Source organism: Flavobacteriales bacterium (genome assembly GCA_029248105.1).
GTDB lineage: Bacteria > Bacteroidota > Bacteroidia > Flavobacteriales > UBA7312 > UBA8444.
Window position 1 is genome coordinate 46,774 of record JAQWJZ010000030.1, and the last position, 11,932, is coordinate 58,705.

The 11,932-nt window shown below is 32.5% G+C and carries 13 protein-coding genes; 9 read left to right on the plus strand and 4 right to left on the minus strand.

What is annotated here, in order from left to right; translation table 11 throughout:
- Nucleotides 1–105 precede the first annotated feature (105 nt).
- From P8I29_05285 to P8I29_05325, 9 genes are read left to right on the plus strand one after another with little or no spacing between them, the layout of a single operon-like run.
- Nucleotides 106–1,230 (plus strand): N-acetylmuramoyl-L-alanine amidase, encoded by a 1,125-nt coding sequence (locus P8I29_05285; GenBank protein MDG1917216.1) that lies wholly within the window; start codon nt 106–108, stop codon nt 1,228–1,230.
- Nucleotides 1,230–2,216, plus strand: coding sequence for an MlaD family protein (locus P8I29_05290; GenBank protein MDG1917217.1), 987 nt, complete (start codon nt 1,230–1,232; stop codon nt 2,214–2,216). Before P8I29_05285 ends, P8I29_05290 begins: the two co-directional genes overlap by 1 nt.
- A gap of 9 nt (nt 2,217–2,225) precedes the next feature.
- Nucleotides 2,226–3,533, plus strand: a complete 1,308-nt coding sequence (locus tag P8I29_05295) for a (Fe-S)-binding protein (protein ID MDG1917218.1) — start codon at nt 2,226–2,228, stop codon at nt 3,531–3,533.
- Nucleotides 3,526–3,951: a phosphoheptose isomerase gene (locus P8I29_05300; GenBank protein MDG1917219.1), complete on the plus strand. Its 426-nt coding sequence runs from the start codon at nt 3,526–3,528 to the stop codon at nt 3,949–3,951. The genes P8I29_05295 and P8I29_05300 overlap by 8 nt, the downstream gene beginning before the upstream one ends.
- A gap of 3 nt (nt 3,952–3,954) precedes the next feature.
- On the plus strand, nt 3,955–4,743 hold the full coding sequence (locus P8I29_05305) for a (Fe-S)-binding protein (GenBank protein MDG1917220.1): 789 nt from the start codon (nt 3,955–3,957) through the stop codon (nt 4,741–4,743).
- Nucleotide 4,744: 1 nt separating this feature from the next.
- Complete coding sequence (locus tag P8I29_05310) at nt 4,745–5,212, plus strand: ABC transporter ATPase (GenBank protein ID MDG1917221.1); 468 nt, start codon at nt 4,745–4,747, stop codon at nt 5,210–5,212.
- Nucleotides 5,213–5,255: 43 nt separating this feature from the next.
- Nucleotides 5,256–5,657 (plus strand): hypothetical protein, encoded by a 402-nt coding sequence (locus P8I29_05315; GenBank protein MDG1917222.1) that lies wholly within the window; start codon nt 5,256–5,258, stop codon nt 5,655–5,657.
- Nucleotides 5,658–5,703: 46 nt separating this feature from the next.
- A complete protein-coding gene (locus tag P8I29_05320; protein ID MDG1917223.1) occupies nt 5,704–6,099 on the plus strand; it encodes a hypothetical protein in 396 nt (131 codons plus the stop codon).
- Complete coding sequence (locus P8I29_05325; GenBank protein ID MDG1917224.1) at nt 6,084–6,419, plus strand: hypothetical protein; 336 nt, start codon at nt 6,084–6,086, stop codon at nt 6,417–6,419. Before P8I29_05320 ends, P8I29_05325 begins: the two co-directional genes overlap by 16 nt.
- A gap of 7 nt (nt 6,420–6,426) precedes the next feature.
- Here P8I29_05325 and P8I29_05330 read toward each other — a convergent pair whose 3' ends face one another.
- The 4 genes from P8I29_05330 to P8I29_05345 form a co-directional block, all read right to left on the minus strand.
- Nucleotides 6,427–7,893, minus strand: a complete 1,467-nt coding sequence (locus tag P8I29_05330) for an OstA-like protein (GenBank protein MDG1917225.1) — start codon at nt 7,891–7,893, stop codon at nt 6,427–6,429.
- 32 nt (nt 7,894–7,925) lie between these two features.
- The gene (locus P8I29_05335; GenBank protein ID MDG1917226.1) at nt 7,926–9,191 is read right to left on the minus strand and encodes an adenylosuccinate synthase; all 1,266 of its coding nucleotides are present in this window, start codon (nt 9,189–9,191) and stop codon (nt 7,926–7,928) included.
- 10 nt (nt 9,192–9,201) lie between these two features.
- Nucleotides 9,202–9,654 carry a Fur family transcriptional regulator gene (locus P8I29_05340; GenBank protein ID MDG1917227.1) on the minus strand — a complete coding sequence of 151 codons (453 nt, stop codon included), beginning with the start codon at nt 9,652–9,654 and terminating at the stop codon, nt 9,202–9,204.
- A gap of 68 nt (nt 9,655–9,722) precedes the next feature.
- A complete protein-coding gene (locus P8I29_05345) occupies nt 9,723–11,930 on the minus strand; it encodes a bifunctional (p)ppGpp synthetase/guanosine-3',5'-bis(diphosphate) 3'-pyrophosphohydrolase (protein MDG1917228.1) in 2,208 nt (735 codons plus the stop codon).
- Nucleotides 11,931–11,932: the final 2 nt, after the last annotated feature.

Here is an 11,932-nt window from a genome sequence, read left to right on the forward strand (position 1 = left end):
TATGCTACTTTTGAGATTGATTTTGAAATGTAAAGATGGTTTTTCAACTACACTTGTATTTGGATTCAAAACTAATCATTTCTACTATTTTAAAAGCTTGATATTATGAAACGCTATAATTTTATATTTCTTGTTCTGATATCACTCTTTTTTGCTGATGCTACTTTAGCTCAAAAAAGTGTTGTTCAAGCTATTGTGCTAGATGCAGGACACGGAGGTAAAGATCCAGGTGCTTTGGGAACCGGACGGTATTCTAAATCAGAAAAACACATTGCCTTAGAGGTTACTCTTAAGGTAGGAGAGTACCTCAAGGAGACATTTCCTGAAATGAAAGTCATATATACGAGAACAGGTGATACTTTTCCTACGCTAAAGGATAGAACAGATTTGGCCAACAATTCTAATGCCGATTTATTTATTTCAATTCATTGTGACTCCTTTACTAAGTCATCAGCAAAAGGCAGTTCATCCCACGTTATGGGCTTACGCTATACAGAAGCAAATTTAAGGGTTGCACAAAAGGAAAATTCTGTGATTTATCTTGAAGATAATTATGAAGAAAATTATGATGGTTTTGACCCTAACTCACCAGAAAGTATAATAGCATTTTCACTAAGTCAGACTACTTACTTGGATCAAAGCATACTAATCGCTCAGAAAATTCAAGAGCAATTTAGAGAAAGAGTTAAACGATCCGATAGAGGGGTTAAGCAAACACCCTTATGGGTTACTAGAGCAACATCTATGCCCAGCGTTCTAGTTGAATTAGGTTTTATATCAAACCCTAATGAAGAAGACTTTTTAAACTCTGAAAATGGACAATCTTACATGGCTTCTGCTATTTTTAGAGCTATCAAGGAATATAAAAATGATCTAGAATTACCTTCAAATAATCTAGAAAGCCCAGCAATTGTAGCTAAGGATATGGTAGATTCGACAAAGTTATTTGCAAATAATGAAACGACACAAAAAGGTGTTATATTTAAAGTCCAAATTAAAACCTCTTTACAACCGAAAGAATTCTCATCTATTTTAGATTATAAAGTAGATGTATTCAAAGAAAGTAACATGTATAAATACACAATAGGTAATGAGATGCAATTGGAAAAGGCAAAGGAAATTCAACAAATTGCAGTTGAAAATGGCTATAAAGATGCTTTTATCATAGCATTTTTAAATAACAAAAAAATAGGCATTTCTGAAGCTATAAATTATCAAAATCAAGAATAATGAAAGCAGAATTAAAAATAGGTATTATAGGTATTCTCTCTATTTTGTTACTTATCTGGGGAATTAGTTTTCTAAAGGGTAATAATATTTTTAAAAATTCTAATGAATACTATTCTATTTATAATAATATTGATGGTCTTGAGTCTTCAGCTCCTGTACGAATAAATGGTTTGACGGTTGGAAATGTAACTGAAATATACTTTCATCCTAATAATTCAGGAGACATCATTGTTCAATTTACTTTAAATGATGACATTAGATTTCCTAGAAATACAATTGCTAGAATTTATAATTCGGATATAATGGGGACTAAAGCTGTTCAGTTAATTTATGGCAACTCTAATCTGTTTGCATCTCCCGGTGATACTCTTTACGCAGAGATAGAAGATGGCCTCAAAGATGAAGTGAACAAACAAGTACTTCCATTAAAAAATAAAGCAGAAGAGCTCATTTCATCTATTGATTCTGTTATGACAGTAATTACTACTGTATTGGACAAAGATGCTAGAGAAAGTTTATCAGGCAGTTTAAGAAGCCTCAACAGAACTTTTAGCACTATGGAGTTGGCGATGGTAAAGTTGGATAGTGTAATTTATAAAAATGATTTGAGAGTGACTACCATACTTCAAAATGTAGAGTCAATTACCACTAACTTGCATAACAATAACGATATGATTGCAAGAACCTTAAAGAATTTCGAATCCATCTCTGATTCTTTAGCTAAATCGAATATTAAAAGTACAATCAAGAATTTAGATAAATCGTTATTTGAATTTGATAAAATTCTTCAAAAGATTGAAAATGGAGAGGGTACAATTGGTTTACTTCTTAATGATAAAGAAATGTATAATAATCTATCAAGTGCATCTAAACAATTAGACTTGTTGATTGAGGATATGAAAAAACACCCAAAACGTTACGTTACTTTTTCACTTTTAGGAGGTAAAAGAACAACATTTGAATTAAAAAAAGATACCGTTAAATAACCATCATATATGGGATTAGAGCAAGTCATTTTTTTATTAGTTTTTATAGGTTTTTCATTCTTGTTTGCCAAGAATTTTAGAAAAATCATTCGTAATATAAATCTAGGAACAGATATTGATAGGTCTTCCAATTCGTCTGAGCGATGGAAAGTAATGGCTCGGGTAGCTCTTGGACAATCTAAAATGGTAACTAGACCAATAGCTGGGTTCTTACATCTATTGATTTATATTGGTTTTGTAATCATAAATATTGAAGTTATTGAAATCATCATTGACGGTATTTTTGGCACACACAGAATATTGGCTTTCTTAGGACCATTTTATTCATTCATCATTGGAGCATTTGAAGTTTTAGCAGCTTTAGTACTCATTGCTTGTGTCTTCTTCCTTACTAGGAGAAATATAATGCGTATTCCAAGATTTTTAAGTAAAGAGATGAAAGGATGGCCAAAAACAGATGCTAATCTAATTCTAGTGTTTGAGATAGTTTTGATGTTTGCTTTTCTTCTAATGAATGCTAGTGACTCTTTGCTAGTAGCTATGAATTCAGCACATTATACCGTAGATTTTGCAACACCTATTAGTCAATATTTCATTCCTTTAATTAGTGATATTTCTGAATCCAGTCTGATTTTAGTAGAACGAATATGCTGGTGGTTTCATATTATAGGGATTCTTGCATTTTTGAACTACCTAGTTATTTCAAAACATTTACATATCATATTAGCCTTTCCAAATACATATTATTCTAACCTGAACGCAAAGGGGAAGTTTTCAAATATGGATTCGGTAACCAACGAGGTTAAAAAAATGCTAGACCCCAATATTGATCCTTTTGCAGCAACTGATGATGTAGCAACAGAACGCTTTGGTGCTAAAGACGTTCAAGATTTAAGCTGGATACAGCTTATGAATGCTTACAGTTGTACTGAATGTGGAAGATGTACCTCTGAATGTCCTGCCAACCAAACGGGCAAATTATTATCTCCCAGAAAGATAATGATGGACGTAAGAGATAGACTAGAAGAAGTAGGAAAGGGAATTGACAATGAAGGAGACAATTTTAACGATAATAAATCCTTACTAGATTCTATTTCAAAAGAAGAATTATGGGCTTGTACGTCCTGCAATGCTTGTGTAGATGCATGTCCAATAAATATTGATCCTTTATCTATAATTGTAGATTTAAGACGATATTTAGTGATGGAAGAATCAGCCGCACCGATGGAACTGAATACTATTTTTACTAACATGGAGAATAATGGTGCGCCTTGGCAATTCTCTATGTCAGACCGATTGAATTGGAAAGATGAATAACAAGATTAATTTAGAAGACAAAATTGTCGATGGACAGCACATAAGTCCAGTATTACCAGAACACGTAAAAAATTATATGATTGATATCGATGGCACTATTTGTGATGATATCCCTAATGAAGAGCCAGAACGAATGGCAACAGCAGAATTATATCCAGATGCTTTAGCAACACTAAACAAATGGTATGATCAAGGTCACATTATTACCTTTTTTACTTCTAGGATAGAAGAACATCGAGAAGTGACTGAGAAATGGTTAAACAAACACGGTTTTAAATACCATGGTATGCTCATGGGAAAACCAAGAGGTGGTAATTATCATTGGATTGATAACCACTTAGTTAGAGCAACACGATTTGATGGTAAATTTACCGACCTTGTTGAGAAAAAAGTTACTATTCAAGTATTTGAAAAATAAGATATGAGTCAATTAACAGTACCTACAATGGCAGAGCTAATGGCCAAAGGAGAAAAAGCAGAAGTTCTCTTTTGGGTAGGTTGTGCAGGAAGTTTTGATGATAGAGCTAAGAAGATAACTAAGGCTTTTGTTAAGTTATTAAATAAAGCCAATGTCAAATTTGCTGTATTAGGTACGGAAGAAAGTTGTAGTGGTGACCCTGCAAGACGAGCAGGAAACGAATTTTTGTTTCAAATGCAAGCCATGGCAAACATCGAAGTTATGAATGCCTATGAAGTACAAAATGTAGTAACCGCTTGTCCGCATTGCTTTAATACCTTAAAAAATGAGTATCCTGATTTAGGGGGTAATTATGAAGTTGTTCATCACACTCAATTATTAAAAGAATTGCTGGATAAAGGTAAACTAACTATTGAAGGGGGAAGTTTTGAAGGAAAGAAAATCACTTTCCACGATCCTTGTTATTTGGGTAGGGCTAACGATGTGTATGAAGCACCAAGAGAACTAATTCAAAGGCTAGATGCCGAATTGGTAGAAATGAAGCGTTGTAAAGCCAAAGGCCTATGTTGTGGCGCTGGTGGTGCTCAGATGTTTAAAGAGCCTGAAAAAGGTAATAAGGACATCAATATTGAACGTACAGAAGACGCTTTAGCTGTAAAGCCTGAATTCATCGCTACAGGCTGTCCATTTTGTAATACTATGATGACGGATGGTGTAAAGAACAAAGAAAAAGAAAACGATATTCAAGTCATGGATATTGCAGAAATGATTGCTCAAGCTCAAGACCTTTAAAATGTACATTCCTTACGACCAAATAAGTGCTGATGCTAGAGTGTGGATATATCAAAGCAATAGGGCGTTTGACTCCGATGAAAAAGCTGATATAGAAAAACAACTCATTGACTTGTGTAATAATTGGAATACTCACGGAACAGCATTGCATTGTTCATTTCAAATACACGATTGGTTCATTTGTTTATTTGTAGATGAGAGTATGCAGGGCGCAAGTGGCTGTTCTATTGACAGTTCGGTAGCCGTTATTAAATCTATAGCTAAACAGTATCAAATAGATTGCTTTGATAGAATGAATATTGCTTATTTGGAAGGGGAGAATACCCAGGTTTTACCACTTCCTAAATTTAAGCAAATACTAAGTTCAGAAACGCTAGTTTTTAACAACTTAGTGAAAACTAAAGCGGAATATGAAAGTCAGTGGAAGATACCTATCTCAGATTCTTGGTTAGCTAAGTATATTTCCTAAAGGGATATATTTTATACATTTGTTACTCCTTAAAATTTATGTCATGAAAACTAAAATTGTAATACCTTTCTTATTTCTAATCTTTATATTTACGAATACGAACGCTCAAATTGAAAATGAAATTAAATCATTTTCTGATTCCACAACTGAATTTGTGAATAATGGTAGAAAGTTATTAATTCAATCCATTGCCAAAGAAGACTATGAGAAAGCAAAAGAAATTAGCCAATATTTGAATGAATATACGTCAGATAAAGCCTATTCAGCTTTCTACTTTCCTGAAAATTTAAATATTAACTTACTGACTTCAGATTTTTCTGGCTTTTTAGAAAAAGTCAAAAAATATGATATGTATGCAAATCAAGCTCCTTATCCAGATTCTTATAAGATAGGCAATGTATTGCTAAAAGAGATTGACAATAAAAAAAGAAGACATTTTAAATAACTTAAAAAAGACTGCTATAGATAGTGAAGGGAAAAGACTAATAAATATGTATTTACACCTTGTTAATGAGGGTTCTAAAAATGATGAATATTCTCGATTATTGAGGAACTATAAAAGCAATTTCCCTAAAACTAAATACTCTGATTTTATACAAGAGGCATTACCTAAAAAATATACCCCAGCCTATTTTACATATACATTTGGTACAGGAGGAGTTGGTTTAACTAATAATTTAAAAAATACATTTTCTACTAATATGATTTTCAATATGTCAATGGATATTAGGATACATAATGTGTTAGCTTCTCTTTATTTAAATGGAGGTAATTTCAATGTGAAAACTCCATTTTTTGGATATACAGATAATAACGAACCAATTAACTTTGAATTAAATGACTCTGTATCATATTTTAAAAGAGGAATGTATTGGGTTATTTTATAGATGATTCAGAAGTTTTAAATATTGCTCCTTATATAAATATAGTTAAGACTTCAATAGAAAGCAATCAGTTCGGACCTTCGGAAAAAGATAAAGAATATGTATTAATAAATGATTTTACCTATGGCTTAGGTTGTCGTGCGGAAATAAAATTAGCTCAATTTCAAGCTAAATATTCGTATTACGAAATGTTTAACCCAAAACATCATATTGCTTTGGCACTAAATGTTGGTTATGATATGATATCACAATCCGATGATTTTTTTGAAGGTAATTTGTACTATGCCAATATTGGTATAGTGTGGGGCTTTGGTGATTTTTAGTCAATAACTACTCCCAAATATCTTCTTTATCTATGATGCGTTCTTGATAGCGTTCATTGAAGCCTTCTAATCTTTTCCACTCATTGGGTAATTCTTCAATAGGGTATATGATAGCATTGGGCTGTTTTTGAAAAGATATACGTCGAATCTCTTTTTCTTTCACATTGATATTCATCTGACTACAGCTTACTGTATTGATGCCGGATATTTTATCACCTTCGTCTTTTATGACATATACTGCCTGACCATTGCCATTAACATTGATTTTGTTTAGCTCATTTCTTTTGAAAAAACCAATCATATTTCTTCCTTTAATTTGGTTGTATAAGTCTAAACTATCTTGAGAAATGATGAAGGCATTTTGTAATAGATTCATCTTATCAATAGAATTGTCTTTTAGCTCAAGTATAATATGCTCTGAAGTCAATTGATAATTATCAGACCAGAGTATAGGCTCATTGAACATCTGAATAGTTGAGTCTCGCATATAGTAAAACAATACTTGGCATTTGCCTTGAAGGTTTTGACTATAGAATTTAGCTCCAGTAAACGCTTTAATTTGTTGTTTTCCTAAACTGTCTAAATTGGCGATAATAGTATCAGAATGTAGGTATAAAGTGTCTTCCTCAAAATCGGCAACTAGAAGAGGTAAATCAGTGATTATTGAGCTATCTAATTTCTCAAAATATTCGGCTTTATTTCCATAAATAGTATAATCATTGGCAGTGTCTTCAATAGCTACATTCGAAAGAGCTCTACCATATCCATTGTTTCTATCATAGTACAAGATATTTCCTGAAAGTATCTGATTGTCACTTTTCAAATAGGCATTACTGCTAAATTCGGATTTATTGGTAAGGGTATTATACCAGCCGTCTTCACAATAAATAAAGTTGCTGTCTGATGTTATTGTGGTTGGTCCATTAAAATAAGCTATTTCACTATCAATATTATAATCTAGAGTATCGCACTCTATCAAATACTCTGGATTGTCAAGTGTAACATCGCCTTTAAATACTAAGGTTTTAGCTCGAGAAAGGTAGTCACCTTTTTTACTTTTCAAAACATTCTCTTTATTGGTAATTACAGCACCAGAATAATAGGAGGCGATATTACTTTTTAAGAAGTAATGCAGTTCATCCGTTTTTAAGTTCATGGTTCTATCTTTAAGTAAGATATTTCTCTGTACTATGGCTTTATGATTAGCACCATCATAATTTAGCTTTTCTCCATATAAATGAATACTATCACCCTTGTTGATGTGGATATTGCTGTATGCTTCAAATCGATTTTCTTTGAAATAATGCCAAGCACTATCACAATCCATTATGGCTCCTTCGTGTTTAAAACTCACATCACCGACCAAACGTCTAATATCAGGGAATTTTTCTTGGTCGAAATAAGTATAATTGGCGTTGATAATTTCTAGTTGACTACTCTCTTGTGCATATACGATATTAATGATGCTAATCATTAATACCATATTTCGAAGAAATATCAAATTCGTTATCTGTTTAATGTTTGAGTTCTATCAGGCCCTACAGAAACAACAACAATTGGTGTTTCTAGCTCTTTTTCAAGAAAATCGATATAATCTATCAATTGAGATGGAGCGTGGTCCAATGAAGATAGCTGGGTTAAATCTTCTGTCCAAGCAGCTAGTTCCTTGTATATGGGCTTAATGGTGTCTTCACTAGCATCAAATGGTAGATAGTCAATTAACTCTCCATTGTATTCATAATGAGTACACACCTGAATATTTTCTAAATTACTAAGAACGTCTGCTTTCATCATCATTAGCTTAGTAACGCCATTTATGGCGATTGCGTATTTAAGAGCTGGAATATCTATCCATCCACAACGCCTTTTTCTACCTGTTGTAGCACCAAATTCATTACCTACTTTACCAATAAATTCACCTACTTCATCAAACAATTCAGTAGGGAAGGGGCCACTCCCGACACGAGTGCAATAGGCTTTGAAAATACCAAAGACATCACCAATTTTATTAGGTGCTATTCCTAGACCGGTACAAGCACCAGCAGATATGGTGTTGGATGATGTAACGAATGGATATGAACCGAAATCTATATCTAATAAAGTACCTTGTGCACCTTCAGCTAATATTTTTTTGCCTTGTTTTTGTGCTTGATGCAAATAGTGTTCACTATCAATATGTTTGAATGATTTAAGAACTTCAATTCCTTCGAACCAATCTTTCTCTAATTTCTCTAAATCAAAGCCCATAAAGTCATTATCTAACATTCGGGAATGTTTTGATACTAATTTATCATAACGGTTTTTAAACTCTGTAGAACTAATATCACCTACTCTTAAGCCATTTCTACCAGTTTTATCCATGTAAGTTGGCCCAATACCTTTTAAAGTAGAGCCAATCTTACTTTTACCTTTTGCTTTTTCTGAAGCAGCATCTAAAAGTTTGTGAGTTGGTAATATAAGGTGGGCTTTTTTGGATAAAAAAAGTTTAGAAACTAAATCAACATTCATCTCGTTTAATGCGTCAATTTCTTTTTTGAAAATAATAGGGTCAATAACGACTCCATTACCAACAATATTGATGGCATTTTTATGAAAAATCCCTGATGGAATAGTATGTAACACGTGTTTGATACCGTCAAATTCTAGTGTATGACCAGCGTTTGGACCACCTTGAAAACGAGCAATAATATCGTAATCTTGAGTTAATACATCTACAATCTTACCTTTTCCTTCGTCGCCCCATTGTAGGCCTAATAATACATCTACCGACATTTATATAAGTTTATTTTTTTGATTGACATTTTTCACATAAACCATAAAGGTTTAAAGAATGATTAGACACTTTAAATTTCAATAATTCTTCAACTGTATTCTTAATGTTTTGAATTCTTGGATCACAAAACTCTGTCACTGAATGACAAGCGGAGCAAATAAGATGGTCATGTTGCCCACTAATTAAGGACTTTTCATATTGCGATTGATTCTTACCAAACTGATGTCTTCTCACTAATTTACTATCAATAAGTAATTCAATAGTATTATATAAGGTAGCTCTACTTACTCTATATTTTTTATTTTTCATTTTAATATAAAGAGTTTCTATATCAAAATGGCCATCATGATCGTATATTTCTTGTAGAATAGCGAAGCGTTCAGGTGTTTTGCGCTGACCATTTTTCTCAAGATATTGAGTAAAAATTTCTAATACAGATGAAGTTGATTCTATCTTAGACATTTGTGTTAATGTTATGTGTAAAAATAACTTTTTTTTGAGAAGTTGTATGAGTATTTTTTCAACACTTTTTAAAGGCGTTCTACCGACTCAACCCCCTCAATACTTTCTAATTTGTTAATAAGATTTTCAAGGTGTACTTTATTTATAACAATCACAGAAATTATACCATCAAAAATACCGTTATTAGATTTAATATTGATTGATGATATATTAACATTCATTTCGTTTGAAATAAGCTTGGTTATTTTATTAACTAGTCCGATTTGGTCAAACCCTTTAACGCTAAGAACGGCAGAGTATTTTAAGTTTTCTATAGTTGCCCATTCCGCTTTCATTATGCGGTATGCGTATCTAGATTGAAGTTGAATAGCATTGGGGCAATTTACATTATGAACCTTTATGCCTTCATTTATTGTGGTAAATCCAAAAATTTCATCGCCACTAATTGATGAACAACATTTAGCAAGTTTATAATCTAGAATTTGCTTATCATCACCAAATAAAATAGCAGGTTGACTATTGGCACGTTTTACAGTATCATTAGTTGTAACTATCTTGTTATCTTTTTTCGATATTTTACTTTTAATAAGACCGTACCAGCCTTGATTTTTCGTGTTTACAAAAGATCGAATATGCTTATTGTTTAGATTTCCAACCCCAAAATTATAATACATATCAAGACTGCTTTTAAAATTGAAAAACTTCAACATTTCATTTTCAGTATTATGGTTGAAGTTTATTTTAATGTGTCTTAATTTTCTAAGCAACAATTCTTTACCCTCTTGACCTATTTTCTTCTTTTCTTCTTTTAAAGCATTTTTTATTTTTGATTTGGCTCTTGATGTTTTAACAAAACTCAGCCAATCTTCTTTTGGAGATTGCTTGTTGGAAGTTATTATTTCAACTTGATCACCGCTTTTAAGGATGTAGGAAAAAGGTACAAGCTTACCGTTAACTTTAGCACCTAAGCAGTGACTACCTACTTCAGTATGTATTTCATAAGCAAAATCAAGCGGGGTTGCATCTTTTGGTAAAGTTTTTAAATCACCATTTGGAGTAAAAATGAATATTTCTTCTGTAAAGAGGTTCATTTTAAAATTATCTACAAAATCAATGGCGTTAGCATCAGGGTTTTCTAATAACTCTCTTATTCTGTTTATCCAATTATCGAGGTTAGATTCTTTTGATGAAGAGCCTTTATACTTCCAATGAGCGGCAAAACCTTTTTCAGCAATATCATCCATTCTTTCTGTCCGAATTTGCACCTCTACCCATTTACCATTAGGACCCATTACAGTAGTGTGTAAGGCTTCATACCCATTAGCTTTTGGTGTAGAAATCCAATCCCTCAGTCTATCGGGATTTGGCTTGTAAAAGTCCGTCACTATGGAATAAACCCTCCAGCAAATAGACTTTTCATTTTCCTGTGTTGCTTTCACAATAATTCTAATTGCAAACTTGTCAAACACTTCCTCAAATTCAACACCTTGTTTTAACATCTTATTTCGAATAGAATAAATGGATTTAGGTCGACCTTTTATCGTGTAGGCAAAGTCTTGTTTATTGAGTTCTTCTTTAAGAGGAATAGTAAACTTATTTATATAGCGTACTCGTGATCTTTTACTTTCAGCTAGTTTTTCTGAAATAGCTTTGTAAATTTCTGATTTGGTATATTTCAACCCCAAATCTTCTAATTCTGTTTTTATAGCATACAAGCCTAAACGATGGGCAAGAGGAGCATATAAATACAGCGTTTCAGAGGCTATTTTCAATTGTTTATGTTTTGGCATTGAGGATAGGGTGCGCATATTATGCAATCTATCTGCCAATTTGATAAGAATAACCCTAACATCATCAGAAAGAGTTAGCAGCATTTTTCTAAAGTTTTCTGCCTGCATAGATACGTTCTGGTCGTATACATCAGAAATCTTTGTTAGACCATCTATAATTCTGGCAACTTTAGAGTCAAAAATACGTTCTATATCTTCTAGAGTATAGTCTGTATCTTCTACAACATCATGTAATAAAGCACATATAATAGAAGTCGTTCCTAGTCCTATATCTTTTGCAGCAATCCTGGCAACATCTATCGGATGATAAATGTACGGTTCGCCAGATTTCCTACGCATATCTTTGTGAGCTTCAACAGCAATGTTAAAAGCTTTACGAATACGCTTTTTATCTTCTTTACTAGTTTTATCTCTACAATCTCTTAATAACCCTTTATATCTATTGAGGATTTCTTTTCTTTCTATGTCAAGATTAATAGATTGCAAAC

Coding starts and splice junctions, on each gene's coding strand:
- P8I29_05285 (MDG1917216.1), top strand. CDS start 106: ATGAAACGCTATAATTTTATATTTCTTGTTCTGATATCACTCTTTTTT.
- P8I29_05290 (MDG1917217.1), top strand. CDS start 1,230: ATGAAAGCAGAATTAAAAATAGGTATTATAGGTATTCTCTCTATTTTG.
- P8I29_05295 (MDG1917218.1), top strand. CDS start 2,226: ATGGGATTAGAGCAAGTCATTTTTTTATTAGTTTTTATAGGTTTTTCA.
- P8I29_05300 (MDG1917219.1), top strand. CDS start 3,526: ATGAATAACAAGATTAATTTAGAAGACAAAATTGTCGATGGACAGCAC.
- P8I29_05305 (MDG1917220.1), top strand. CDS start 3,955: ATGAGTCAATTAACAGTACCTACAATGGCAGAGCTAATGGCCAAAGGA.
- P8I29_05310 (MDG1917221.1), top strand. CDS start 4,745: ATGTACATTCCTTACGACCAAATAAGTGCTGATGCTAGAGTGTGGATA.
- P8I29_05315 (MDG1917222.1), top strand. CDS start 5,256: ATGAAAACTAAAATTGTAATACCTTTCTTATTTCTAATCTTTATATTT.
- P8I29_05320 (MDG1917223.1), top strand. CDS start 5,704: ATGTATTTACACCTTGTTAATGAGGGTTCTAAAAATGATGAATATTCT.
- P8I29_05330 (MDG1917225.1), bottom strand. CDS start 7,893: ATGATTAGCATCATTAATATCGTATATGCACAAGAGAGTAGTCAACTA.
- P8I29_05335 (MDG1917226.1), bottom strand. CDS start 9,191: ATGTCGGTAGATGTATTATTAGGCCTACAATGGGGCGACGAAGGAAAA.
- P8I29_05340 (MDG1917227.1), bottom strand. CDS start 9,654: ATGTCTAAGATAGAATCAACTTCATCTGTATTAGAAATTTTTACTCAA.